22 protein-coding genes are annotated in these 24,500 nt (G+C 63.5%); 11 read left to right on the plus strand and 11 right to left on the minus strand.

Going from position 1 to position 24,500, the window contains the following annotated elements; genetic code table 11:
* Positions 1–80 precede the first annotated feature (80 nt).
* The 4 genes from NKI06_RS24830 to gcvA all read right to left on the minus strand — a co-directional run bounded on the left by NKI06_RS24830 (position 81) and on the right by gcvA (position 5,614).
* Positions 81–1,385 carry an ABC transporter substrate-binding protein gene (locus NKI06_RS24830; protein WP_023689191.1) on the minus strand — a complete coding sequence of 435 codons (1,305 nt, stop codon included), beginning with the start codon at positions 1,383–1,385 and terminating at the stop codon, positions 81–83.
* Between the two features lie 152 nt (positions 1,386–1,537).
* Positions 1,538–2,980 carry a hypothetical protein gene (locus NKI06_RS24835; protein WP_352987500.1) on the minus strand — a complete coding sequence of 481 codons (1,443 nt, stop codon included), beginning with the start codon at positions 2,978–2,980 and terminating at the stop codon, positions 1,538–1,540.
* Positions 2,981–3,171: 191 nt separating this feature from the next.
* On the minus strand, positions 3,172–4,476 hold the full coding sequence (gene pncB / locus NKI06_RS24840; RefSeq protein ID WP_023683568.1) for a nicotinate phosphoribosyltransferase: 1,305 nt from the start codon (positions 4,474–4,476) through the stop codon (positions 3,172–3,174).
* Between the two features lie 169 nt (positions 4,477–4,645).
* On the minus strand, positions 4,646–5,614 hold the full coding sequence (gcvA, locus tag NKI06_RS24845) for a transcriptional regulator GcvA (RefSeq protein ID WP_023671280.1): 969 nt from the start codon (positions 5,612–5,614) through the stop codon (positions 4,646–4,648).
* A gap of 213 nt (positions 5,615–5,827) precedes the next feature.
* Here gcvA and speB point away from each other — a divergent pair, with 213 nt between their 5' ends.
* From speB to NKI06_RS24885, 8 genes are all read left to right on the plus strand, one after another.
* Complete coding sequence (gene speB / locus NKI06_RS24850) at positions 5,828–6,889, plus strand: agmatinase (RefSeq protein WP_023700439.1); 1,062 nt, start codon at positions 5,828–5,830, stop codon at positions 6,887–6,889.
* Between the two features lie 83 nt (positions 6,890–6,972).
* Entirely contained in the window at positions 6,973–7,767 is a 795-nt protein-coding gene (locus NKI06_RS24855) for a transporter substrate-binding domain-containing protein (RefSeq protein WP_352987501.1), read from the plus strand.
* A gap of 6 nt (positions 7,768–7,773) precedes the next feature.
* A complete protein-coding gene (locus NKI06_RS24860; protein ID WP_023683571.1) occupies positions 7,774–8,430 on the plus strand; it encodes an amino acid ABC transporter permease in 657 nt (218 codons plus the stop codon).
* Positions 8,427–9,074, plus strand: a complete 648-nt coding sequence (locus NKI06_RS24865) for an amino acid ABC transporter permease (RefSeq protein ID WP_023683572.1) — start codon at positions 8,427–8,429, stop codon at positions 9,072–9,074. The genes NKI06_RS24860 and NKI06_RS24865 overlap by 4 nt, the downstream gene beginning before the upstream one ends.
* A 68-nt stretch (positions 9,075–9,142) precedes the next feature.
* Entirely contained in the window at positions 9,143–10,231 is a 1,089-nt protein-coding gene (locus NKI06_RS24870; protein ID WP_023671275.1) for an ABC transporter substrate-binding protein, read from the plus strand.
* Positions 10,232–10,308: 77 nt separating this feature from the next.
* The gene (locus NKI06_RS24875) at positions 10,309–11,346 is read left to right on the plus strand and encodes an ABC transporter ATP-binding protein (RefSeq protein WP_023671274.1); all 1,038 of its coding nucleotides are present in this window, start codon (positions 10,309–10,311) and stop codon (positions 11,344–11,346) included.
* Positions 11,343–12,197 (plus strand): ABC transporter permease, encoded by an 855-nt coding sequence (locus NKI06_RS24880; RefSeq protein WP_023683573.1) that lies wholly within the window; start codon positions 11,343–11,345, stop codon positions 12,195–12,197. Before NKI06_RS24875 ends, NKI06_RS24880 begins: the two co-directional genes overlap by 4 nt.
* Positions 12,194–12,997, plus strand: a complete 804-nt coding sequence (locus NKI06_RS24885) for an ABC transporter permease (RefSeq protein WP_352987503.1) — start codon at positions 12,194–12,196, stop codon at positions 12,995–12,997. Before NKI06_RS24880 ends, NKI06_RS24885 begins: the two co-directional genes overlap by 4 nt.
* A 151-nt stretch (positions 12,998–13,148) precedes the next feature.
* Here the strand turns inward: NKI06_RS24885 and NKI06_RS24890 are convergent, their stop codons facing one another.
* Positions 13,149–15,410 (minus strand): heavy metal translocating P-type ATPase, encoded by a 2,262-nt coding sequence (locus tag NKI06_RS24890; protein WP_023671271.1) that lies wholly within the window; start codon positions 15,408–15,410, stop codon positions 13,149–13,151.
* Between the two features lie 69 nt (positions 15,411–15,479).
* Between NKI06_RS24890 and NKI06_RS24895 the strand changes: the two genes are divergently transcribed.
* Positions 15,480–15,914 (plus strand): MerR family transcriptional regulator, encoded by a 435-nt coding sequence (locus tag NKI06_RS24895; RefSeq protein ID WP_155921645.1) that lies wholly within the window; start codon positions 15,480–15,482, stop codon positions 15,912–15,914.
* A 232-nt stretch (positions 15,915–16,146) separates the two neighbouring features.
* On the opposite strand, the gene NKI06_RS24900 is transcribed toward NKI06_RS24895, so the two are convergent.
* The 6 genes from NKI06_RS24900 to NKI06_RS24925 all read right to left on the minus strand — a co-directional run bounded on the left by NKI06_RS24900 (position 16,147) and on the right by NKI06_RS24925 (position 22,545).
* Positions 16,147–17,550 (minus strand): MATE family efflux transporter, encoded by a 1,404-nt coding sequence (locus NKI06_RS24900; protein ID WP_023693102.1) that lies wholly within the window; start codon positions 17,548–17,550, stop codon positions 16,147–16,149.
* A 187-nt stretch (positions 17,551–17,737) separates the two neighbouring features.
* Positions 17,738–18,499 (minus strand): SDR family NAD(P)-dependent oxidoreductase, encoded by a 762-nt coding sequence (locus NKI06_RS24905; RefSeq protein WP_023736909.1) that lies wholly within the window; start codon positions 18,497–18,499, stop codon positions 17,738–17,740.
* Between the two features lie 28 nt (positions 18,500–18,527).
* Positions 18,528–19,340: an ABC transporter permease gene (locus NKI06_RS24910; RefSeq protein WP_023683576.1), complete on the minus strand. Its 813-nt coding sequence runs from the start codon at positions 19,338–19,340 to the stop codon at positions 18,528–18,530.
* On the minus strand, positions 19,340–20,203 hold the full coding sequence (locus NKI06_RS24915) for an ABC transporter permease (protein WP_352987504.1): 864 nt from the start codon (positions 20,201–20,203) through the stop codon (positions 19,340–19,342). Before NKI06_RS24915 ends, NKI06_RS24910 begins: the two co-directional genes overlap by 1 nt.
* Positions 20,204–20,264: 61 nt before the next feature.
* A complete protein-coding gene (locus NKI06_RS24920; protein ID WP_352987505.1) occupies positions 20,265–21,428 on the minus strand; it encodes an ABC transporter substrate-binding protein in 1,164 nt (387 codons plus the stop codon).
* On the minus strand, positions 21,409–22,545 hold the full coding sequence (locus NKI06_RS24925) for an ABC transporter ATP-binding protein (protein ID WP_023700452.1): 1,137 nt from the start codon (positions 22,543–22,545) through the stop codon (positions 21,409–21,411). Before NKI06_RS24925 ends, NKI06_RS24920 begins: the two co-directional genes overlap by 20 nt.
* A 113-nt stretch (positions 22,546–22,658) precedes the next feature.
* On the opposite strand from NKI06_RS24925, the gene NKI06_RS24930 reads away from it, so the two are divergent.
* Positions 22,659–23,468, plus strand: coding sequence for a helix-turn-helix transcriptional regulator (locus NKI06_RS24930; RefSeq protein WP_023693096.1), 810 nt, complete (start codon positions 22,659–22,661; stop codon positions 23,466–23,468).
* 94 nt (positions 23,469–23,562) lie between these two features.
* Complete coding sequence (locus tag NKI06_RS24935) at positions 23,563–24,480, plus strand: AraC family transcriptional regulator (RefSeq protein ID WP_352987506.1); 918 nt, start codon at positions 23,563–23,565, stop codon at positions 24,478–24,480.
* The last annotated feature ends 20 nt before the right edge of the window (positions 24,481–24,500 follow it).

The raw sequence follows: 24,500 nt of genomic DNA on the forward strand, positions 1-24,500 counted from the left end.
CCCCCACCCCGTCTCGCAAGCTTCGCAAAAGTGCGAAGCTTGCGTGCCGACCCTCCCCACAAGGGGGAGGGTAAGGCGCCTCACAGCGCCTGCGTCGTATAATCCCCTTCGGCCTCGTAAAGCCCGTCCTCGATCTTGGTCTTGTGGACGACATTCAGCTTGCCACCTTCGACCTTGGAGATGTTCTGGATGCCAAAACACTGGTGGATCTTGCCGTTGAAGGTCTTCGGCCCCTGCGGATGCTCCGGCCCTTCGGCGAATTCGGTCAGCGCCTCGGTCGCCTCGACCAGCTTGGCGCGGTCTTCCGGGCCCTTGTAGCCGGCGTCTTCCATCGCCTTCTTGACGACATAGAGCGTCTCCCAGCAGCCGAACATGTGGGCGGCGGTGGAGACGTCCTTGGGGTCGCCAACGGCAGCGCCATTTTCGTCGATGCCAACGGCGGCGCGGTAGGCTTTCTGCGCGGCCGAGTCATTGGCCTGGGCATAGCGCGGCGAGCCTTCCCAGAAATGGCTGCCGTCCAGGAATTCGAGGCCGGGGCTGTTGATGTCGGTGGCTTCGAGCGAATCGATGAAGCCGAACAGCTGCGGCCGGTTGGAGCCGTAGAACTCGCCGAGTTCCTTGACGAAGGTGAGCACGGCCGGGCCGACCATCACGTGGTAGATGACTTCGGTCTCGGCGGGTATCTGCGGGAAGTATTTCGTGAAAGACGACTCTGTCGGCGGGATGGCGATCTGGGCGATGACCTCGGCGCCTTGCGCCTTCAGCGCCGGCGGCAGGTAGTCGCGATGGTCGTAGCCGAAGGCGAAATCCGGGAAGATCTGCGTCACCTTCTTGCCGGCATTGGCCGCGATCCACGGCGCCATCGACTGGATCTGGCTCTTCACATCGGTGATGCCAGGCTGGAAGACGTAGCGGTTGAGCTTGGTCGAAGCGACGTGGTGGCCTTCGCTGACGACGAAATACGGGATCTTGTTTTCGCCGGCGGCCGGCGCCGAGCCGATCACCACATGCGAGAACAGCGTGCCGAAGACGATGTCGGTCTTGTGCTGGGTGGCGAACTTGCCGACCACCTCGGCGCCACGGCCGGGATCGGTGCCGTCATCCTCGATCACCAGTTCGACAGGTCGGCCATTGATGCCGCCGGCGTCGTTGATCGCCTTGACCGCGGCGGCACTGGTCTTTTCATACCAGCGGCCATAGGCGGCGCCGATGCCGGTGCGGTGCGACTGGAAGCCGATCTTGATTGGCGCCGAACTCTGCGCCTGGCTGTAGCGGACGAAGCCGGGCGCGAGCGTCAGCCCGGCGCCGGCGGCGAGACCTTTCAGCGCGGTGCGGCGGCTAAGGGTGGATTTGGAGAGATCGAAAAACCCATTCTTGTCAGTCACGGCAGTTCCCCTGTTTTTGAGTTTTGACTGTCTGTAACGAGGCAAGGCCACTCCCTTGCAGGAGGGGCAGAAATTGCATGTGTACAAACTAAATCACCAAAGCACAGAGCTTGCAAGCGGGCTTTCCGCAAAGGCATGTTGATCAGCTTGTCTCATCCGGCCGTCGGCGTGGCAAGCAACCACAGGCCGAAGATCGTGTAGGCAATCATCAGCATGGTGAGCGGCAACTGGCTGAGGGCGGCGCGCGATGGCACCTGGTGCAGTCGCCAGGCCAGGCCATGGGCAACGAGCACCGCCAGCATATGGCCGGCGATGATGATGCCGGCCTGCAGGTTCCACAGCCACCAGGCGGAGTCGGCGCCGGCGACGATGCCGGCCTCGATCTGCATGTCGGCGGCGCCGAACAGGTTCCATCCCAGCGCGAACGGGTCGGACAGAGCGGCGATCGCATACTGGCCGTCGACCAGCAGCGCCGTCAGATAGTGCGCGACATGATAGGCAAGCGCGATCGGCACGATCGACCACACCAGCAGCCCGGCGGCCTCGCGGAGGGAATGTCGGCTGCCGGCGAGGCGCTGGCCGAGGATGACGGCCAGCAGGAATGCCGCCGCCAGCAGAACGAAGGTCAGCACTAGGCCGAAGCTGCTAACGCCGATGAGCGCCGTGCGGCCGGGATATTCCAGCGGGTTGATGCCGAACAGGCCGAGCCAGAAGAAGGTTTTCGACAGGCCGTCGAAGGACACCGATGACAGGCTGAGCAGCAGGAAAGCGATGCCGCTTGCCGGCAGGGGTGCCGCGCCGAGCAGTTTTGAGCCCGGCCAGCAGAGAGCGAGGCGACCGTGCTCATCGCGCTCGACGATGGCGAAACGAGCCACCATGGCGAAAAAGATCGTCAGGAATTCGCCGCGCCGGTTCCAATCGCGGTAGCCAAAGGCGAGCATGGCGATGAAGGTAAGCAACCAGTAGAGGCCGGCGGCATAGGCCAGCCGCGCCGGATCGTCGGGCGCCGGGTCGATCAGCTCGAACCAGGCGAAGGCGAAGAACAGGATAACGGCCGGCCAGCAGCCGAGCCATGAAGGCAAACGCGATTCCTGTCCCTCACCGCCACGAAGCTCGAACAGGCGGCTTACGATCCGCCACGGGCCATACCATGGGTTCAGCCACGACCAGAGATCGCCGAACAGGCCTTGGGCGATGGCAAGGCCGACCCAGAGCAGCGTCCAGATGGTTAGCGGCAGCGGATTGGAGAGCGGGTCGCGGCTGCCGAACAGGCCGGCGGCGATGAGGGTTGCGAAGCCGGCAAAGGAGATGAGGCCGATGATTATGCGGGCGGTGTCGGCGAATGGGAAGAGCGGCAGGCGGCGGCGCCAGAAGCGGTCGAGGGTTGCGGGTGGCAGCAGGGCGAGGACGAGGAAGCTGACGGCGACGGCGAGCGCGCCGCCGGCGATGTAGTAGCCCGTCGGGAGGAGGAGGACGTGGCCGCGGTCGGAGGCGTGGGCGAGGGCGGGGGTGGGGAGGAGTGTGAGGGTGGGGGAGCAGGCGACATATGTCAGCCTGACGCGATCCTTCACACCCCCCTCTGGCCTGCCGGCCATCTCCCCCGCAAGGGGGGAGATTGGATGTCGCCGGGGCTTTCGCCAACTTTCAAGGGTGAAGAAAGAGGCGCGGTACTCGACGCTGCCAATCTCCCCCCTTGCGGGGGAGATGTCCGGCAGGACAGAGGGGGGTGGGCGGGAACTCACGCTATCGCGATTTCCATTTCGTCCAGCAAGGCACCCGCCGACCCTCAAACCTTGACCAGCTGCTCCACGCGGTCCTTCGCCCCAAAAATCCGGAGATAGCGCTCGATCTCCTTCTTGTCGCCCGTCGCTTTCGCCGGATTGTCCGACAGCTTCACCGCCGGCCGGCCATTGGCCTCCGTTACCTTGCAGACCAGCGATATCGCATCCAGGCTGTTGGTTTCGGTCGGCGCGCAGCCTTCGAAATCGTTGGTGAGGTTGGTGCCCCAGCCGAAGGACATGCGCACCTTGCCCTTGAAGTGCCTGTAGGTCTCCTCGATGGTTTCGACCTCGAGACCGTCGGAGAAGATCAGCAGCTTCTGCCTGGGGTCCTTGCCCTTCTCGCGCCACCAGTCGATGATTTTTTCGCCGCCTTCGATCGGCGGCGCGCTGTCGGGGCGGAAGCCGGTCCAGTCGGCGACCCAGTCCGGGGCGTCGCGCAGGAAGGATGCGGTGCCGAAAGCGTCGGGCAGCACGATCAGCAGGTTGCCGCCGTAATAGCGCTGCCAGTCCTGCAGCACCTTGTAGGGCGATTCCTTCAATTCCTTTTCCGACTTGGCAAGGGCGGCAAAAACCATCGGCAATTCATGCGCGTTGGTGCCGAGCGCTTCGAGGTCGTTGTCCATCGCCAGCAGCACGTTCGAGGTGCCGGTGAAGGCTTCGCCAATGCCTTCCTTGAGCGCCTCGACGCACCAGCGCTGCCACAGGAAGGAATGGCGGCGGCGGGTGCCGAAATCGGAGATGCGGATGCCGGGCAGCGCCTTCAAGCGTTCGGTCTTGGCCCACATCTTCCCCTTGGCGCGTGCATAGAGCACGTCAAGCGCGAAGGGACCGAAGGCGCGCATGGCGGCGCGGGAACGAAGCTCATTGATGATCGCCAGCGCCGGGATTTCCCACAGCGTAGTGTACATCCAGGGGCCACTGAAGGAGAGCTCGTACTGTCCGTCGCGCTTGGAGAGCTCGTAGTCGGGCAGCCGAAAACCTTCCAGCCAGGCGAGGAATTCCGGCTCGAAGATCTGCTTGCGGCCATAGAAATTGTTACCGCCAAGCCAGATCATCTCCTTCTTGGAGAAGCGCAGCGTGCGGGCATGGTCGAGCTGGTCGCGCAATTCGCCTTCGTCGATGTCGTCGGCAAGCCGCACCGAGGTAGTGCGGTTGATCAGCGAAAAGGTGGCGTCGACCTTGGGGTACATGCCCCAGATCATCTGCAGCATCAGAAGCTTGTAGAAATCGGTGTCGAGCAGGCTGCGGACGATCGGGTCCAGCTTCCAGGTGTGGTTATAGACGCGCCGCGCTATATCGGTTCTTGCCATGTCCTGCCGTCGCCTTCGCTGCTCACGTCTTTCTTACGCAATTCCGGACGGGAAACCGCCGCACAGTTTTCCTGGAATTGCCCGGCAAGAGCTTATTAGCATTGAATTTTTGAAAGCGCCTCCCGCTTTCCGGGCTGGCCCGACAAAAAGCAGTCGCTCCGGTCCAGCCTCAACTCTTGGCGCCCACCACCCTCAGCGCCGGACGCTTCCGGCGGCTGCCGATGCGGCCGGCCACCGGCGCGTCGGCGCGGCTGTCGGCTTGTTCCTTTTCGGCGAACAGCCAGTCGACGAACAATTGCACGATCGGCGCCGAACGCATCTCGTTGCGGCAGACCACATAGAAATCGTCGACCGCCGGCACCGACAGGCTGAACGGCGCCACCAGCAGGCCCCTGGCGAGCAGCATGCTGGCGGTGACGGAATCGCCGAGCGCCACGCCATGTCCGTGCACCGCGGCTTCGATCGCCGTACGGGCGTCGCCGAGATGGTGGCGGCGGCCACGTTCGAGGTCGAGCCCATCGGCGGCGGCCAGCCAGGTGTGCCATTCGCGGCCATCATCGCCATGCAGGATGACATGGCCAGCAAGATCCCGGCAGATGCGGAGCGGCCGGTTGTTGATCAGCGTCGGGCTGACCACCGGGAACAGTTCGAGGCCCGACCATTTGCGCATCCAGCAATCGGTCCAGCTGCCGTCGCCATAGAGCACGCAGACATCGACCTGTGGGGCGCGGATGTCCTTGGGGTCGTTGGACGGGATCAGCGTCAACCTGATATCAGGATATTGCGCCATGAAGCTGCCGAGCCGCGGCGTCATCCACAGAAGCAGCAGCGCCGGCACGCAGGAGACCGACAGCGTACCGGCGCTGGCTGGCCTGGTCATGCGCTGGGTGGCGGCGGCGATGCCGTCGAAGGCGGTCGAGACCGCCGGCAGCAATTCGGCGCCGTGCGGGGTGAGCTTTACCCGCTGTCCGGTGCGTTCGAACAGTTTTACGCCGAGTGATTGCTCGAGCGCCTTGATCTGGTGGCTGATTGCGCCGTGGGTGACGTTGAGCTCACTCGCCGCCTTGGTCAGCGAGGCATGCCGCGCCGTCGCCTCGAAGGCGCGCAAGGGATTCAAGGGGGGCAGACGCTTGGCCATGAGCAACCGGATACTTTGTGAGATTTTCTCACAATCAGCACCGTAACAATATCAATTGATTTTTCAATGCGGCTGCCGGACACTTTGGCAGGTCAACAGCATCAATGATGTGAAATCTGCAGGCAGCCAGCGGGACAGCGACCCGGCCGGGTGACGGTCAGTTCGCAGATGTCGCCACGGCCGCATGCATCAGCCCGGCAGGAGGAGACCGACATGGGTTATGACAGAGGCAAGCTGGAAGCCTTGCGCCGCAAGTATGGCGAGAGCCATGGCGGCGAGATGTTCGACCCGAAGTTCCGCAAGGTCGCCGACAAGATCTTCTCCAAGAGCGGCACCCGACTCGCGCCCTATGCCGGCATCCCGACCTTCCTCGCCGCGCCCTATCGCGAAATCGCAGCCGACAATCCCGATTTCGGCGATTTGCAGGTGGCGATCATCGGCGTGCCGATGGATCTCGGCGTCACCAACCGGCCCGGCTCGCGCTTTGGACCCAGGGCGCTGCGCGCCATCGAGCGCATCGGACCCTACAACCACGTGCTGGAATGCGCCCCGACGCATGAGCTTCGCGTCGCCGACATCGGCGATACGCCGTTCCGCAGCCGCTACCGGCTGGAGATCAGCCACGAGGATATCGAGCGCCGCACCAACCAGATCGTCGATGCCGGCGTGCTGCCGCTCTCGGTCGGCGGCGACCACTCGATCAGCCATCCGATCCTGAAGGCGGTCGGCAAGAAGGCGCCGGTCGGCATGATCCATATCGATGCCCATTGCGACACAAGCGGGCTGTTCGACATGACCAAGTTCCACCATGGCGGCCCGTTCCGCAACGCGGTGCTGGACGGCGTCCTCGACCCCACCCGCACCATCCAGATCGGCATCCGCGGCTCGGCCGAATATCTGTGGGAGTTCACCTACGAATCCGGCATGACGGTCGTGCATGCCGAAGAGGTGACGGGTCTCGGCATTCCGGCCATCATCGAGAAGGCGCGCAGAATCGTCGGCGACGGCCCGACCTACATTTCCTTCGACGTCGACAGTGTCGATCCGGCCTTCGCGCCGGGTACCGGCACGCCGGAAATCGGCGGCCTGACGACGCGCGAGGTGCTCGAACTGCTGCGCGGCTTGAAAGGCCTCAACATTGTCGGCGGCGATGTCGTCGAGGTGGCGCCGCAATATGACGCGACCACCAACACCGCCCATGTCGGCGCCCAGGTCCTGTTCGAGATCCTGAGCCTGATGGTGTTCAGCCCGGCGATCACCGGCAAGGGGGCCTGACGGATTTCACATGCAAAGGCGGCCGCCGCGCTGGAGCCGGCGGCCGTTTCCAAAACAAACAAGCTTCCAGAAGGGGAATACCAATGACAATCCATATGAAATCAACCATCGCCGCTGCGCTGATGCTCGCCGGCCTCGGCTTCGCCTCCCTTGCCAATGCCGACGCCGTCGACGACATCACCAAGGCCGGCGCCATCAATGTCGGCATCTTCTCCGACTTTCCGCCCTTCTCCTCGGCCAGCGCCGATATGAGCATCAAGGGTTACGACGTCGACGTCGCGCAGGCGATCGCCGATTCACTTAAGGTGAAGCTCAATCTGGTCAGCGTCACCGGCCAGAACCGCATCCCGTATCTCACCGACAAGCGCGTCGATATCCTGATGAGCGTCGGCTATTCCAAGGAGCGCGAGGAGGTGATCGATTTCGCCGCCGCCTATGCGCCCTACTACATCGCCGTCATCGGTCCGGCGGCGCTTTCGGTCAAAGGCAAGGAAGATCTCGCCGACAAGTCGATCGCCGTCAATCGCGGCACGCTGGAGGATACGTCGCTGACCGAAGCGGCGCCGGCATCGGCCGACATCAAGCGCTTCGACAACTACAACTCCGTCATCCAGGCCTTCATCTCCGGCCAGACCCAGCTGATGGTGGTCGGCAATGATGTCGGCGCCCAGGTGCTGGCCAAGCAGGACGCGCTGAAGCCGGAGCAGAAGTTCCAGCTTTTGACCTCGCCTTCGCATATCGGCCTTAACAAGAAAGAGGACCGGCTGAAGACGGCGGTCAATGATGCGGTTGCCAAGATGCTGGCCGACGGCAAGCTCGATGAGAGCTCGAAGGCCTGGCTGAAGACGCCGCTCAATCCCGACAACCTCAAGGATTGAGTTCTCGTGGCCTTTGCCTGGCTCCCAGGTGCTGTGGGCGACATCGCGCGCGGCGCGGCCACGACGATCCTGTTGATCGTCGTGACCACGCTCGTGGGCACGCTGCTCAGCATCCTGGGCGCTGCCGGCCGGCGCAACGGCCCGGTATTCGTGAAGCGCGCCATCGCGGTCTATGTCGAGGTGATGCGCAACACGCCGTTCCTGGTGCAGCTGTTCTTCATCTTCTTCGGCCTGCCCAGCCTCGGCATAAGGCTCGATCCGATCCTGGCCGCCATGCTGGCAATGACGCTCAACATGGCGGCCTACACGATTGAAATCGTCGGCGCCGGTCTCGATGCCGTGCCCGGCGGACAGACGGAAGCCGCCTTGGCACTCGGGCTTCGGCCACGCCAGGTGTTTGTCAAGATCGTGCTGCCGCAGGCGCTCAAGGTGATCTATCCGGCGCTGACCAGCCAGATCGTCATCATGATGCTGGAATCGGCCGTGGTGTCGCAGATCGCCGTGCGCGAGCTGACCTATGAGGCCGACATGCTGCAAGCCCGCACCTTCCGGTCCTTCGAAACCTATTTCGTCGTGACCCTGGTCTACCTCGTCCTGTCCATGGCCTTGCGCCGGCTGCTGGTCACAGGCGGGCGCCGCGTGTTGGGGGCAGGTGTCACATGATCGAATTCACCTTCTGGGACATCGTTCGCAATCTGCTGCTCGCCGCCCGCTGGACGGTGCTGTTGTCGCTGGCGGCCTTTGTCGGCGGCGCGCTGGTCGGGCTGATCGTGCTGTTCTTCAGGATCGCAGAGAATAAATGGAGCCGGCGCATCGCTTCCGGCTACATCGCCCTGTTCCAGGGAACGCCGCTGTTGATGCAGCTGTTCCTGATGTTCTTCGGCCTGCCGATGCTCGGCCTGCGCATCGAACCATGGACGGCAGCGGTGCTCGGCCTGACCTTCTTCGCCAGCGCCTATCTGGCCGAGATCTGGCGCAGCGGCGTCGATGCGCTGCCGCGCGGGCAGTGGGACGCCGGTGCCAGCCTAGGCCTGCACCGTCTGCAGGAGCTCAGGCTGATCATCCTGCCGCAGGCGTTCTCGATCACTAGGGCGCCGATCGTCGGCTTCCTGGTGCAGTTGATCAAATCGACGGCGCTGACCTCGATCATCGGCTTCGAGGAGCTGGTCAGAACCTCCAACGCCATCAACAACGCCACCTTCGAACCGTTCAAGGTCTACGGGCTGGTGGCGCTGATCTTCTTCGTCATGTGCTTTCCACTGACGCAATACGCCCGTACGCTCGAACAACGAGCGGCGGCCCACTGACGCCAGGCGGCGACAGTGCGTGAAGGGAACCTGCCGGAATAGAACGGCATCAACTGAGGAGAAACCAGATGAACAGACTGATTGGAAAATCCCTGACACGGCGCGGCGTGCTTGGTGCGGGCCTCGCTACAGCCGGCGTGCTCGCCATGCCGTCGATCCTGCGCGCGCAGGACAAGTCGCTGAAGGTCGGCGTCTATGGCGGCTATTTCAAGAAATCCTTTGACGAGCACGTCTTCCCCGATTTTACCAAGGCCACCGGCATTGCAGTGGAATCGGTCGCCGAGCCGACCGGCGAAGCCTGGCTGGTGCAGCTCGAACAGGCGTCCAAGGCAGGCCAGGCGCCGGCCGACCTTTCGATGATGTCGCAGACCTCGACGCTGAAGGGCCAGTCGACCGAATTATGGACGCCGCTCGATACGTCGAAGTTCAAGCACTACAACGACCTCTTGCCGCGCTTCGTCAACAAATATCCGGATGGCCGGGTCGCCGGCATCGGCGCCGTCGCCTGGTGGATCACGCTGGTCTCCAACACCGACGTCTACAAGGATGCGCCGACCTCATGGGAGACGCTGTGGGACAAGGCCAATGAGGACAAGCTTGGCCTTCTGGCACTTGCCTCGAACTCGTTCCTGCTCGAAGTGACGGCAAAGACCTTCATGGGCGGCACCAATGCGCTCGACACCGAGGACGGACTGAACAAGGCATTCGAAAAGCTCGCCGAGCTCAAGCCGAATGTCCGGCTGTGGTATCGCGACGAGGCGCAGTTCGAGCAGGCGCTGAAGTCGGGCGAGATCCCGATGGGCCAGTATTATCACGACGTCACCGGCCTCGCGGTCGCCGACGGCTTCCATGTCCGCTCGACCTTCCCGAAGGAAGGCGGCATCCAGGATTCCGGCAATTGGGTGCTGTCGCGCGCCTCGACCAAGGTCGACGAGGCGCATGCATTCATCGACTATATGAGCCAGCCGTCGATGCAGGGTCTGATGTCGCGCAAGGTCGGCACCACGCCTACGCTGAAGAAGGAGGTGCTCGACCTCAAGCCGGAAGAGTTCGCCGCGGTGTCGTCGGATATCGATCCGATCATCCCGCGCTACGACCTCTATACATCGAAGGCCGACTGGATCAACCAGAAGTGGACCGAGCTGATCGTCGGCTGAGCCGTTCGATCCGTCTGAACCACAGCGGCCGCCGGCATAGTCCGGCGGCCCCTTAGCAAACCCTCCAAGGGATGAGCATGTCCGGACTAGACATCAACGCCGTCACCAAAAAATTCGGCAACTTCGCCGCCGTCGACAATGTCCAGCTCAACGTGCCGCATGGCACGTTCGTGTGTCTGCTCGGCCCGTCGGGCTGCGGCAAGACCACGCTGCTGCGCATGATTGCCGGACTGGAGGAGCCGACCAGCGGCGCCATCGTGCTCGACGGCGAGGACATCACGCCTTTGCCGACGCACAAGCGCAATCTCGGCATGGTGTTCCAGTCGCTGGCGCTGTTTCCGCATCTCTCCGTCGGCGACAACATCGCCTATGCGCTGCGCATTCGCGGCGCCTCGAAGGAGGAGCAGAAGAAACGCGTCGACGAGTTGCTGGGCCTCATCCATCTGACCGGCTTTGCCGACCGTCCGGTGGCCAAACTGTCGGGCGGTCAGCGCCAGCGCGTGGCAATTGCGCGGGCCTTGGCGCTGTCGCCGAAACTGTTCCTGCTCGACGAGCCGCTGTCGGCGCTCGACGCCAAATTGCGCGAGGCCATGCAGGTGGAACTGCGCCAGTTGCAGCAGCGGTTGGGCATCACCACCATCGTCGTCACCCACGACCAGCGCGAAGCCATGACCATGGCCGACCTGGTCGTCGTCATGGGCCACGGCAGAATCCTGCAGGCGGCGCCGCCGATCGAGATCTACCGCAAGCCGGCCGACGCCTTCGTCGCCGACTTCATCGGCATCACCAATCTGCTGCCGGCCGAGATCGACAGCACCGGGCGCACCACCATTCTGGGCACAGCCATTCCAGGTCTTGCCATGCCGGCGGGTCAGACCAAAGCGTCTGTTTCGGTCCGCCCGGAGGACGTGCATCTGGGCAGCCCCGGCGGCTCGGCCATTACCGGCGAGGTGAGTTTCGTTCGCGATCTCGGCGGCACCATCGAGACCTTCGTCGACGTCGGCGGCACCAGCATCATTGCGGTGACGACGCCGCGCGAGCGGCATGACGTGCCGGTCGGCGCCAAGGTCGGGGTCACGCTGCCACCGGCAAGCTGCGTGGTGCTCGGCGCATGAGACGCGAAGCCCCGAAGTCCATAGCCGACTACACGCCACTGTTCTTTCCGGCGCTGATGCTGATCGTCTTCTTCGTCGTGCCCTTCTCGACGATGATCGCGGTGAGCTTCTTCAAGCGCAACCCGTCCGGTTTCTACACGCCGGACTTCGTGTTCGACAATTACGCCCGCTTCCTGTCGGTGTTCTTCGGCGGCGTGCTCGGCTTTTCGCTGATGCTGGCGGTGCTGGTCGCCGTCTGCTGCGTGACCATCGCCTTCCCCTTCACCTACCTCCTGACCCGCCGGCCGCGCCGCGTGCAGACGCTGTGGCTGGTCGGCCTGTTGTCGGTGCTGTCGCTGTCGGAAGTCATTATCGGCTTTGCCTGGTCGACGCTGTTTTCGCGCACGGCGGGCATCACCAATCTGTTCGTGGCGATCGGGCTGATGGACAAGCCGGTGGCGCTGCTGCCGACCTTCGGCGCGGTGCTGACCGGCATGGTTTACCAGGCGCTGCCCTATACGATCCTGGTGCTTTACCCCGCTTTGGTCCGCCTCGATCCGACTCTGTTAGAGGCCGCGCGCACGCTCGGCGCCTCGCCTATCCGCGCCTTCTTCAACGTCGTCGCGCCGGCGCTGCGCAACACCATCGTGGCGACGCTGATCATGGTCTTCGTGTTTGCGCTCGGCTCCTACCTGCTGCCGCAGATTCTCGGACGGCCGCAACACTGGACGCTGTCCGTGCTGATCACCGACCAGGCGATCTACCAGTCCAACATGCCGTTCGCAGCCGCAATGGCGGTGTTCCTGGTGCTGATCTCGCTGGCGCTGGTCGGACTGACGCTGCTCGTCGGACGCCGCGAGAATGCACTATGACCGCGACCTTGCTGCGCCGTGTCTATTTCACCATCGTCGCTTTGTTCCTGGCGGCGCCGCTGATCGTGGTGGCCGGGGTTTCGGTCAACTCGCGGCAGGAACTCAGCTTCCCGCCGGTCGGTTTCTCGCTCGCCTGGTACGCCCAGATCTTCACCGATCCGGAATGGCGGCTGGCGCTGATCCATTCGGTGACGCTGGCCGTCTGTTCGGCGGCGATCGCTGTTGCGGTGGCGCTGCCGCTGGCCTGGTTCCTATGGCGGCGCATCGCGCCATGGGCAAACATCTTTCAGGTGCTGGGGCTTGCCCCCTTCATCCTGCCGCCGGTCATCACCGCGCTCGGCTTCCTCTCCTTCTGGGCGACGGTCGGGCTGTTCGGCCAGTTCTTCACCGCCATCATCAGCCACGCCATCTTCTTCGTGACGCTGCCGCTGGTGACGCTGTCGCTGGGCTTTGCCTCGATCGACCGCTCGCTGGTAGAGGCCGCCGCCACCATGGGCGCCGACGACCGCACGGTGCTGAAGGCCGTGGTGCTGCCGCTGATCCTGCCCTACCTCGTCTCGGGCTACGCCTTCGCCTTCGTCTTGTCGCTCAACGAATACATCGTCGCCTACATGACGATCGGCTTCACCACCGAGACGCTGCCCATCAAGATCTTCAACGCGCTGCGCTACGGCTACACGCCGACCATGGCTTCGGTCTCGGTGTTCTTCGTGGCGGTGGCGGCACTGGTGTTCGGCTCGATCGCCAGGTTCGGCGATATACGCCGGCTGCTCGGCGCGATGTCGTCGGACGGGAGCTGAGCGCAATCATTTGTAACAGCACCCCTCGATCGCGTCGCCTGTACGGGCCGTCCCGGCCCAGGCCTGCTTGATCTTCAGCGATATGGCTGGTGCGGCGAAGCCGGTGTGCACCAGCCATTTCGCAAGTCTAGCACATGGTGCGGCACCGCCGTCATGCTGCCCCTTTCCAACGCAGGAGGCGCATGGCATTGGCCGTCACCAGCACGGTCGCGCCGGTATCGGCCATGATCGCCGGCCACAGGCCGGTGATTCCCAAGACCGTGGTCACGAGGAAGACGGCCTTGAGGCCGAGGGCCATGGTTATGTTCTGTTTGATGTTGGCCATGGTCGCCTTCGACAGCGCAATCATCGCGGCAACGTCGCCGACACGGCCATGCAGCACCGCTGCATCAGCGGTTTCGAGAGCCACGTCAGTGCCGCCGCCCATCGCAATACCAACATCGGCGGCCGCAAGGGCTGGCGCGTCATTAATGCCATCGCCGACCTTGGCCACAATGAGGCCCTCTCCCTTCAGCTCTCCGACAATACGCTGCTTGTCTTCTGGCAGTAGCGCGGCGCGGACCTCGATGCCGAGTTGCTTGCCGATCGCGGCAGCTGTCCGCTTGTTGTCGCCCGTCAGCATGATGGTCTTAATGCCGGAATCCGTCAGCGCCTTGAGACCAGCGAAAGCGTCCGGGCGCGGTTCATCACGCATTGCAATGGCGCCCGCCACCTTGTTGTCGACGAGGACGACCGAAACGGTTTTGCCTTCGTCATTGAGCGCGGCGATTTGAGACTTTTGAACCTCAGTGAGCTTCGCCGTATCCTCGGCCGCCTGTGGCGATGCAAGGAAAACTTCGGTGCCTTCCACGTTCGCCTTGACCCCCTTGCCACCTAGAGCCTGCGCTTTGGACACGGCCGGAGCCTGAACCTTGTCTGCAGACGCCTTTGCGAGGATGGCGATGGCAAGCGGATGGCTTGAGCCGGTCTCCAAGGCGGCAGCAAGACGCAGCACTTCGGCCTCCGATTTTCCGAAAGAAACCACGTCGGTGACCTGGGGCTTGCCGAGCGTGAGCGTGCCGGTCTTGTCAAGCGCCACGGCGGTGACCTTGCCGAGAACCTCGAGGACCGCCCCGCCCTTCATCAGTAGGCCGCGCTTGGCGCCAGCCGAGAGCGACGCGGCGATTGCCGCCGGGACCGAGATGACCAGGGCACAGGGGCAGCCGATGAGCAACAGGGCGAGGCCTTTGTAGATCCATTCGTTCCAGTTGCCGCCGAAAACGAGAGGTGGAACCACGGCCACCATCGCGGCCACGCCGACCACAGCAGGCGTGTACCAGCGCGAGAAGCGGTCGACGAACCGCTCAGTTGGCGCCTTGCTCTCCTGGGCTTCCTCGACCAGCTTGACGACGCGCGCGATGGTGTTATCGGAGGCAACGGCGGTGACCTTGATGCGCAAAACAGCGTCGCCATTGATGGTGCCGGCGAAAACCTTGTCGCCGACGCATTTGCGCACCGGCACGCTCTCGCCTGACACCGGGGATTCGTCGATCGCGCTCTCACCCTCGGTGATCTCGCCATCGGCGGGAATCCGGTCACCCGGCCGCACCATGATCATGGCGCCTACTTCAAGGCTTTCGGCCGGCACCTCGCGCGTCTTGCCGCCCTTTTCAATGAAGGCCGTTTTCGGGACCAGCGTGGTCAGCGCTTGAATGCTCGAGCGCGCCTTTCCGGCGGCAACGCCCTCGAGAAGCTCACCGACAAGGAACAGGAAGACCACAGTGGCAGCTTCCTGGCCGGCGCCGATAATGACCGCACCGACGGCCGCTATGGTCATGAGCATTTCGATGGTGAAGGGAATGCCTGCGACGGCGGCCATGACGGCCCGTTTGGCGATAGGCACCAGGCCAACCAGCATGGCCGCGATAAAGACCCACACCCCGGACGCCGGCCACACATAGTGAATGGCAAACGCAAGGACCAGCGCGGCGCCGCTGGCGATCGTCAGGCGACCCTTGGGACTCTTCCACCACGGCCCCGAGGTTGGCGCGCGGTCGTGCCCGTGAAGGCCCTCTATTCCCTCCTCGCGGTCATCTTGACTTTCGCTGACCTGATCGTGGCTGGCGTGAGCATGGCCCGCATGGTAGTCGCCCGCATCGTCGTGGTCATTGTGATGGTGCTCTGCCCCGTCCAGCCCGACCTTTCCCTTTACCTTGAGTTCGGCAACCGTGTAGCCGAGGCCAGTCACCTTCTTTTCAAGTTCGGCGAGGTCACTCTCGGGCGTGTGCCTGACCGTCATGGTGCCGGCGGTGACGGACACGCTGACATCTTCGACGCCAGGGATGCGACGTACCGCCTTATCGATTTTGGTGGCGCAACCGGCACAATCCATGCCTTCGACGCGATAACGGGTTTGTGCTTGAAGCGCGGTCATAACATTCCTCTTGTATCGTTTGACTGCGACGCTACATCCTCTAGCGACTAGAGGAGCAAGCGAAATATGCTGAATGGAGTGACCATTGGCGAAGCCGCCCGCCAAAGCGGCGTGAAAGTACCGACCATTCGCTATTACGAGCAGATAGGGTTGCTTGCCGCGCCAGCGCGAAGTGACGGCAACCGCCGTCAATATGAAGGTGGCGACTTGCGCCGGTTAGCGTTTATTCGCCATTCCCGCGAACTGGGCTTCGATATCGAAGCGATCCGCACTCTACTTGATTTGCAGGATAACCCTTTACAGCCTTGTGCAACTGCTGACGCCATTGCCCAAGCACGGCTCGCCGACGTTGCGCAGCGTATCCGCAGCCTGAAAGCCTTGCAGGCCGAGCTCGAGCTGATGGTTGAAGGCTGCCGCCATGGTAGAGTCGGCGAATGCCGGGTGATCGAGGTTTTGGCCGACCATGATCAATGTCGACACGAGCACAAATGTTTGCGTATTTAAGTGCTCCATGTGGCCACCTTGGTCTCCATTTCCAACAATGGGAAGACCTCGATTGCGACTGACGCAATTTCAGGAGTTCCGCCGTTGAAGTACTCTGCCAGGGGCGTTTTCGCATGGTCCGCTATTTAACCTGCGCGTCGCAAGCCGACCGGCAGCTTTCGGCCCAAAGCGATACCAGACATCTGCTCTGCAGTGACTGCTTCGGGCAGTTGGCGGACCGCTTGGTTCGCCGTCAATGCCCAAAGACAAGCGGCGGTGCTATGCGGTCGCGCCGCAGCCAGCGCGCGAGGAGCAGCACCGCCACCACGGCCAGACCTGACGCCAGGCCGATCCAGATGCCGACGCCGTGCAGGCCGAAATGGAAGGCGAGCAGCACGCCGAGCGGCAGGCCGATGCCCCAATAGCCGATGGCGGCATAGATCATCGGCACCTTGGTGTCGTGCAGGCCGCGCAGCATGCCGGCGGCAACGGCCTGCGCGCCGTCGAAGATCTGGAACAGCGCCGCAAAGGCAAGGAACGACACGGCCAGCGCGATCACCCTGGCATTGGCCGGATCGGTCATGTCGATGAAGGCGCTGATCAACAGATGCGGCCACAGCACCATCACCAGCGCCATCAGCGCCATGGACGAGACGCCGATGACGAAGGCGGTCCAGCCGGCGCGCGAAACGCCTGCCGGATTGCCTGCGCCATGGGCCAGCCCGACGCGCACGGTGACGGCCTGGTTGAGGCCGAGCGGCACCATGAAGGAGATCGAGGCGATCTGGATTGCGATGGCGTGCGCGGCCAGCGAGTCCGCATCGATCAGGCCCATCAGCAGGGCTGCCGCGTTGAAGATCGTCACCTCGAAGGCGAGGATGCCGGCGATCGGCATGCCGAGCCGCAGCAGACCCTTGAAACGCGGCCAGTCGGAGCGCCAAAAGCGGCCGAACAGGCGGTAGCGGCGGAACTTCTTCTCCAGCATCACCACGGCTGCCAGGCCGCAGAACATCAGCGTGCTCGACAGCGTGGTCGCCAGCCCCGAACCGGCAATGCCCATCGAGGTGACGCCGAGATTGCCGAACATGAACACCCAGTTGAAGAAGGCGTTGCAGGCGACGGCGACGAAGACGATGATCAGCGCCCAGCCCGGCCGCTCCAGCGCCGAGATGAAGGAACGCAGCACGATATAGCCGTAGAAAGGCAGCACCGCCCATTCCAACCAGCGCAGATAGATGCCGGCCTGATGCGCCAATGCCGGCTCCTGGCCCATGGCAAGCAGAATGGCCTCGCCATGCCACAACACGACCCAGATCGGGATCGAGATCAGGATCGCCAGCCACAGGCCCTGGCGCACGGTGCGGCGCAAATCGCGCACCGAATAGCGCCGGCGGCCAAGCTCGGTGGCGATCATCGGCGAGGTCGCCAGCATCAGGCCGAGGCCGAAGATCAGCGGCATGAAATAGAGGTTGGCGCCGAGCGCGCCGCTGGCCAGCGTATCGGCGCCCAGACGACCCATCATCATGACGTCTGTGGCGGTCATCGCGGTCTGGCCGAGATTGGTGAGCACCATCGGCCAGGCCAGCGCCAGCGTCGCCCTGATTTCCTGACGCCAAAGATTTTCCGGCGCACGAGCGCCGGCTTCGATCGCAGACATTGTCCTGCTCTTTCCGGTTGCGGCGCGTCGGCAACGAGGCCGGAAGCCGCACTTCCAAACGGCAAAACCTTCGGTTTCGCGGCGTTTGCGTCGTTCTATTGGACGAAATGCGACATGAAGGCAAGGGACGACGGGCAGCCGGCGATTGAGCCAGAGGCGGGAACCATTCCTACCGACCGCCCTTGGATCAACCGATGCTTTCGCCGCCGTCGATCACCAGCGCCTGGCCGGTCATGAAGGATGAGCGGTCGGAGACGAGGAACAGGATCGCTTCGGCGATCTCTTCGGCGCTCGCCCAGCGCCCCATCGGGATCCTGGTGCGGACATAGGTCTCGATCGCCTCGCGGCCGCCCATTTGGGCGATGAACGGCTCGTTGAAGGGGGTGTCGACCCAGCCGGGGCAGAGCGCGTTGACGCGCACATTGTGCCGGGCATAGTCGAGCGACATCTGCCTGGTCATCGCCACCACGGCATGTTTGGACGTGGCATAGGCGATCATCTCGCGGTCGTAGAAGACGCCCGAATTCGAAGCCGTGTTGAGGATGACGCCGCCGCCTTGCGCGACCATTGCCGGCATGACCAGCCGCGCGGCCAGAAACTGCGCCCGTACATTGATGCGCCATGACGCATCCATACCATCGACCTCGACCTCGGTCAGCGTGCCGCCGACCTGGATGCCGGCGTGATTGTGCAGAATGTCGATGCGGCCATACTTGCCGAGAGTGCCTGTGATGAGCTGCCCTACCGCCGCGTCGTCAGAGACGTCGGTGACAATGGCCTCGGCCTGCCCGCCAGCCGCGCGGATACTCGCCGCTGTCGCCTCGCCGCTGGTCTTATCCCGGTCGGCGATGACCACCAGCGCGCCTTCCCTGGCCATGATCATGGCGCCGGCGCGGCCGATGCCGGAACCGGCGCCCGTCACCACGGCGATGCGGTCTTTGAGGAGCATGAATTTGTCTTTCAGCTGGATGGCTTGTTCAGTTTGACGGCTGGCGCTGGCGCAGCTGCCATTGGGCAAGCACCACCAGAAGAACCGAGGCGACGAGCACGATGGTGGCGATGGCGTTGATTTCCGGCGTCACGCCGCGCCGGATCGAGGCGAAGACATAGATCGGCAGCGTCGTCTGCGCGCCGGCGACGAAGAAGGCGACGATGAAATCGTCGAAGGAGAAGGTGAAGGCGAGCAGGAAGCCGGCGATCACCGCCGGCATGATCTGCGGCAGCACGATCGAGCGGAACGTCGTCAGCGGCGTGGCGTAGAGATCGCTCGAGGCCTCGACCAGGTTGCGGTCGAGGCTGGCGAGACGCGTGCCGACGATTATCGTCACCAACGCCATCGAAAACAGGCCGTGGGCGGCGATGATCGATCCATAGCCGAGCGACAGGCGCGGCGGCTGGTCGTTTGGCCAGATCGAGGCGAGGAACGGGTTGAGCACGCCAAACAACTGGACCAGCGCGACGAGCGTCGAGATGCCGATGACGACGCCGGGAACGACGATCGCGGCACCCATCAGCGCGTCGAAGACGGCGCGGGTTCTGAGCCCGACCCGCGCCAGGCCGAGTGCGGCTGCCGTGCCGCACACCGCCGCCAGAAGCGCGCTGGTGGTGGCGATGAACAGGCTGTTCTTCAATGCCTCGACCAGGAACGGGTTCGACAGCGCCGTGCCGTACCACTGCACCGAAAAGCCGGTGAACTCGCTGGCATGGCGGCCGGCGTTGAAGGAAAACAGCACGACCAACGCAATCGGCAGATAGAGGAAGGCGAAGACGGCTGTGACGAAGGCGCGCATCAGATCAGATCCACCCTGCGGGCGCCCGACACCCGCGTCGAGATGCGGTTGGCGGCAATCAGCACCACCACCGAAACCGCCACCAAGGTGATGGCGATGGCCGATCCGAACGGCCAGTTGCGCGACTGCAGGAACAGGTCGACCAGCGCGTTGCCGATGAAGAACACCTTGCCACCGCCAAGCAGCGTCGGGATCAGGTATTCGCCAAGCAGCAGGATCATGACCAGCGAGAAGCCGGTCATGACGCCCGGCAGCGACAGCTTCAGCGTCACGCCTAGGAAGGTCGAGAGCGGCGTCGCGCCGAGATCGGCAGAGGCTTCCAGCAGCCGTCGGTCGAGCCGCTCGAGACTGACATAGATCGGCAGGATCATCAGCGGCAAATAGCCATAGACGATGCCGAGCAGCACGGCGCCCGGCGTGTTGATCAGCCTGACATCCTCGATGCCGACAAAGGCCAGCAATGCGGGAATGCCGCGTCCGCCCAGAATGTACATCCAGGCATAGGTGCGCATCAAAAGGCTGGTCCAAAAGGGAATGACGACGAGCGCAAGCAGGATCAGTCGCCAGCGTTGCGGCGCCTTCAGGGCGAGGTAGTAGGCAACCGGGTAGGCGACGAGCAGGCAGGCAAGCGCGCCCACCGGCGCCAGCATCATCGTGTTCCAGAAAGCAGTCGCCCGCGCCGGAAGATTGGCATACTGCGCCAGCGTGAAGGCGGTCTGATAGCCGCCCTCCGGCGCCCGCTCGCCGACGCTGAACACGGCAATGGCGATGAACGGCAGCACAAGGAACACCACCAGCCACGCCGTGGCCGGTGCGAGCAGCAGCGCCGTCAGAAAATTGTGCCGAAATCTGTTGCCGTGCATTGAACCGCCCCGAGGCCGGCGGACCTAGGCCCGCCGGTTTTCCGTTTGCGTCAGGTCGGCATCAGGCCGACTTGAAGCGCGCCATCAGCTCGGCGCGGCCGGGATCGGTCAGCGTCGCCGCCGCACCGAATTCCAGCGGTGTCAACAGGTCGGCCGCCGGGTAAAGGATCGGATTGTCGAGCACTTCCTTGGGCAGCAGTTTGTTGACCCGCGCGTCGGTCGAGGGCGCGCCATTGGCGAGATGCTCCTTCACAGCAACCTCCGGGGTCATCAGATAATTGAGCAAGGCATAGCCGGCCGGCTTGTTCGGCGCGTCCTTCGGGATGGCGTAGAAATCGGTCCAGATTTCGCCGCCCTCCTTGCCCAAGACATAGGCGATCTCTGGAATATCGCGATGCAGCTGTGCGCCATCATTCGTCCAGCACATGGTCATCCAGGCGTCGCCCGCCCGCATGCCCGGCTGGTAGTCCGAAGAGACCGCGAACAGATGCGGCTTGACCTTGAGCAGCAGTTCCTCGGCCTTGGCGAGTTCGTCCTGCTTCAGCGAGTTGAAGGAATAGCCGTAATATTTCAGCGCGTTGCCGATGGTGGTCAGCTGGTAGTCATGCACCATGGTGCGGCCATCGCCCTCAGCCATGGCGACGTCCCAGAATTCCTTCCAGCTCGTCATCGGCTTGGCCAGCTTCTTGGTGTTGACGGCAAAGCCCGTGGTGCCCCAGTTCTTCGGCACCGCGTAGGTCGTGCCGTCGATCGTGCCTTCCGAGGTGAAGCGCGGGTCCTCCTGGGAGCCGTCGAAATTCGGCAGCTTGGCCATATCGAGCGGATCGATGATGCCGAGCTTCTTGTAGGTCGAGATCGTGTAGTTGGTCGGCACGAACAGGCTCCAGCCCGAGGCGCCGGCCTGCAGCTTGGCCAGCATCTCCTCATTGGAGCCGAACACGTTGACCTCGACGGCGACGCCGGTGTCCTTCTTGAAACTCTCGAAGGTCTGCGGGTCGTGATAGTTCGGCCAGGTGGCGATCGACATGCGGTCGCCGAGGTTTTCGGCGGCGAAGGCCGGCGTCGGCATGATGCCGAGCTCGCGCGCCATCACCGCGGTTGCGATGCCAAGGCCGGTGAGGCCGATGAAGTCGCGGCGGCCGATCGAGCCGCGCTTCAGGCGCATCAGCTGGTCGACGAAGTTCTCAGGGCTAATCGGCAGTCCGTCACGATATGATTTCGACATTTTTTGCTACCCTCTGGTTGGTCCCGTTGTTCTTGGTCTCCGGAAACGCCAGCGGCGTCCCGGAGGCAAAGCCGATGGCGACGGGTTCACCCGGCTTGAAGAGGTTGCCATGGCCGATCACATGGTCGGCCTTGGCCAGCAGCGTTCCGATGCCCTGCACCTCGATGGCGTATTCCGCCGTCGAGCCCAAGAAGATCCGGTTGCGCACGATGCCCTTGAAAGGGCTGCCTTTCGTGGCGCCGAGGCTTAGCGATTCAGGACGCAGGCTAACAGAAACGGTCTCGCCCTGCTGCAAGGCGGTTCGTTTGCGCGCGGCAATGACGGTTCCGTCCGCCAGCGCCACATTGACAAGATCGCCTGTATGCCCGGCAACCTTGCCGCTCAACAGATTGGTCTTTCCGACGAAGTCGGCGACGAACAGGTCGGCCGGCTCGTCATAGATCTCGCTCGGCTGGCCGAGTTGTACGATGCGGCCGCCATTCATGACGCAGACGAAGTCGCTCATCGACAGCGCTTCCTCCTGGTCGTGGGTCACCAGCACGAAGGTGATGCCGATCTCGCGCTGCAGGTTCTGCAGCTCGATCTGCATATCGGTGCGCAGTTTCTTGTCGAGCGCCGCCAGCGGCTCGTCGAGCAAAAGCACCGCCGGCTTGTTGACCAGTGCGCGCGCCAGCGCGACGCGCTGCTGCTGGCCGCCGGAGAGTTCGTGGATCTTGCGGCGGCCATAGCCGGCGAGCCGCACCATTTCGAGCGCCTCGCCGGCGCGCCGGCCGATTTCCTGCGACGACAGGCGTGGCCGTGCCTGGCGCAGCCCGTAGGACACATTGGCTTCCACATCGAGGTGCGGAAACAGCGCGTATTGCTGGAACACCATGTTGACCGGCCGGCGATAGGGCGGCGTTCCGGCCATGTCCCGGCCACGGATGAACACCTGGCCTTCGCTCGGCTGCTCGAAGCCGCCGATCATGCGCAGGCATGTGGTCTTGCCGCAGCCGGACGGTCCGAGAAGGGCGACAAAGGCGGAGGGCGGCACAGCCAGATCGATGCCGCTGACGGCGGTCACAGCGCCATAGCGCTTGGTGACGCCGCGAAACTCGATGTCGGGCACTGCGGTCAAAGTGCTGGCTCCAGCAACAGGGCTATTCCAGGACGCTACCAGAGCCAATGGCGTCTAGTATATACCTCGCTGGTGGTATATCTGATCTATTTTCTCGTTTAAGGGGGTATAGATTGAGTGCGTCCCGCAGCGACGAATACAGCCGGCTCGCAGCCCTTGTCGCGGCGACACGGGAGACGAGCGGCGACCTGTTCGGCAAGGCAATGGTCGGCTGGTTGAGCCAGCATGTCGGCTTCGACCACTGCGTGATCTTCGGTTACCGCGGCGCCTCGCGACCGCCGCTGCTGTTCGAAACCTTCTCGCCGGCCGAGAGCCATGTCTTCGTCACGCTCTATCAGGAAGGACCTTATCTGCTCGACCCATTTCATCACGCGGCGGTGGAGCGCAAGGAGGGGTTCTGGCGCATGCGCGAACTGGCGCCCGACCGCTTCTATGCCAGCGAGTATTTTCGCACCTACTATAGCCAGACAAGGCTGGCCGAGGAGGTCGGCTTCTTCGTGCCGCTGCCCGGCAAGGATGCGCTGGTGCTGTCGCTGATGCGATTGCACGCCTCGGGTCCCTTCGGCACCGCCGATGCCAGGCTGCTGCGCGACATGGCGCCGGCGGTCATCAACTTCGCCCGGTTGCGCTGGCCCGCACTTGCGGCCGAGGAGCAGGACGAAGCGGAGCAGGGCGAGACGATCGCCGCCGTCAACGAGTTCGACCGCGCCCACATTTGGGAAAGCCTGTCGCTGACCCCGCGCGAAAAGCATGTCGTCGATCTGGTGCTGCAGGGGCATTCCACCGAGTCGATCGCAAGAGCCATGCGCATCGTGCCGGGAACGGTGAAGGTCCATCGCCGCAACATCCATCGCAAACTCGGCATCAAATCCCAGGCCGGGCTGTTCGCCCGCTTCATCGAGATCATCGAGAGCCGGCGTTGAAATCGCTGAGGCAGACATCGTTCACTTGCGGGCGACAGACTGCTACGGATTACCCGAAACCAGTCGCTTCCTCATACGCCCCGGAGAGCAGACGATGGCATTCAGGCGCAGAAAGAACACGGCCGCGATCCCTCGCACGGTGCCGGCTTTCGAGCACATCGTCACCGAGGCGAGCGACAGTTTCCTGTGGCGGCTCGACGACTATCCCTGGGAGCGCAATGTCTGGAATTTTCATCCGGAATACGAGATCCATCTCCTGAGGAAGTCTTCCGGGGTCGCGCTGGTCGGCGATCACATCGGCGAATTCGGGCCGGGCTACCTGAGCATCGTCGGCGGCGGGCTGCCGCATGACTGGGTGACATCGGTGCAACCCGGCGAGCTGATCGAAGGACGCGACATCGTGCTGCAATTCGATCCGCAGCGGCTGCGCGGCTCGGCGGGATTCCTGCCGGAGCTGCGCGAACTGGAACCGTTCCTGGAGCGATCGCTGCGCGGCATGGTCTTCCATGGCCGCGCCGCGCTCGAAGGCGCCGCGCTGATGGAACGGATGGGCACGGTGCACGGGCTCGCCCGGTTTTGCCTCTTCCTCGAACTGGTCGATCTGCTGGCCAGGACAGACGAATACGAGCTTTTGTCCTCGCCGGATTTCTCACCCGCGCTCGACGCAACCTCGCTGGACATCATCCAGCGCACGCTGACCTATCTCTTCCAGCACTTCGCCGAGGACCTGAAGCTGCCGGAGGCGGCGGAGCTGGCGGGGATGAGCGAAAGCACGTTTTCGCGCTTCTTCCAGAAAAACACCGGCAACAGTTTCAGCGACCACATCGCCAAGCTCCGGCTCTGGCAAGCCTGCAAGCTGCTGGCGGACACCGATATTCCGATCACCGACATCTGCTTCCAGGTCGGCTACATGAACATCTCCAACTTCAACCGCGCCTTCCTGCGCAAGCACCGGATGACGCCGTCATCCTACCGCAAGCTGTCGAAGCAGCGGATGACGATGCGCGCCTGAAAACCGGCCTTCCTCACTCC

The organism is Mesorhizobium sp. M0772 (genome assembly GCF_040320135.1).
Lineage (GTDB): Bacteria > Pseudomonadota > Alphaproteobacteria > Rhizobiales > Rhizobiaceae > Mesorhizobium.

Excerpts from the sequence above, each read along its gene's own strand:
- NKI06_RS24835 (WP_352987500.1), bottom strand. The coding sequence starts at position 2,980 with ATGGCCGGCAGGCCAGAGGGGGGTGTGAAGGATCGCGTCAGGCTGACA.
- pncB (WP_023683568.1), bottom strand. The coding sequence starts at position 4,476 with ATGGCAAGAACCGATATAGCGCGGCGCGTCTATAACCACACCTGGAAG.
- gcvA (WP_023671280.1), bottom strand. The coding sequence starts at position 5,614 with ATGGCCAAGCGTCTGCCCCCCTTGAATCCCTTGCGCGCCTTCGAGGCG.
- speB (WP_023700439.1), top strand. The coding sequence starts at position 5,828 with ATGGGTTATGACAGAGGCAAGCTGGAAGCCTTGCGCCGCAAGTATGGC.
- NKI06_RS24855 (WP_352987501.1), top strand. The coding sequence starts at position 6,973 with ATGACAATCCATATGAAATCAACCATCGCCGCTGCGCTGATGCTCGCC.
- NKI06_RS24865 (WP_023683572.1), top strand. The coding sequence starts at position 8,427 with ATGATCGAATTCACCTTCTGGGACATCGTTCGCAATCTGCTGCTCGCC.
- NKI06_RS24870 (WP_023671275.1), top strand. The coding sequence starts at position 9,143 with ATGAACAGACTGATTGGAAAATCCCTGACACGGCGCGGCGTGCTTGGT.
- NKI06_RS24875 (WP_023671274.1), top strand. The coding sequence starts at position 10,309 with ATGTCCGGACTAGACATCAACGCCGTCACCAAAAAATTCGGCAACTTC.
- NKI06_RS24880 (WP_023683573.1), top strand. The coding sequence starts at position 11,343 with ATGAGACGCGAAGCCCCGAAGTCCATAGCCGACTACACGCCACTGTTC.
- NKI06_RS24885 (WP_352987503.1), top strand. The coding sequence starts at position 12,194 with ATGACCGCGACCTTGCTGCGCCGTGTCTATTTCACCATCGTCGCTTTG.
- NKI06_RS24890 (WP_023671271.1), bottom strand. The coding sequence starts at position 15,410 with ATGACCGCGCTTCAAGCACAAACCCGTTATCGCGTCGAAGGCATGGAT.
- NKI06_RS24900 (WP_023693102.1), bottom strand. The coding sequence starts at position 17,550 with ATGTCTGCGATCGAAGCCGGCGCTCGTGCGCCGGAAAATCTTTGGCGT.
- NKI06_RS24905 (WP_023736909.1), bottom strand. The coding sequence starts at position 18,499 with ATGCTCCTCAAAGACCGCATCGCCGTGGTGACGGGCGCCGGTTCCGGC.
- NKI06_RS24910 (WP_023683576.1), bottom strand. The coding sequence starts at position 19,340 with ATGCGCGCCTTCGTCACAGCCGTCTTCGCCTTCCTCTATCTGCCGATT.
- NKI06_RS24915 (WP_352987504.1), bottom strand. The coding sequence starts at position 20,203 with ATGCACGGCAACAGATTTCGGCACAATTTTCTGACGGCGCTGCTGCTC.
- NKI06_RS24920 (WP_352987505.1), bottom strand. The coding sequence starts at position 21,428 with ATGTCGAAATCATATCGTGACGGACTGCCGATTAGCCCTGAGAACTTC.
- NKI06_RS24935 (WP_352987506.1), top strand. The coding sequence starts at position 23,563 with ATGGCATTCAGGCGCAGAAAGAACACGGCCGCGATCCCTCGCACGGTG.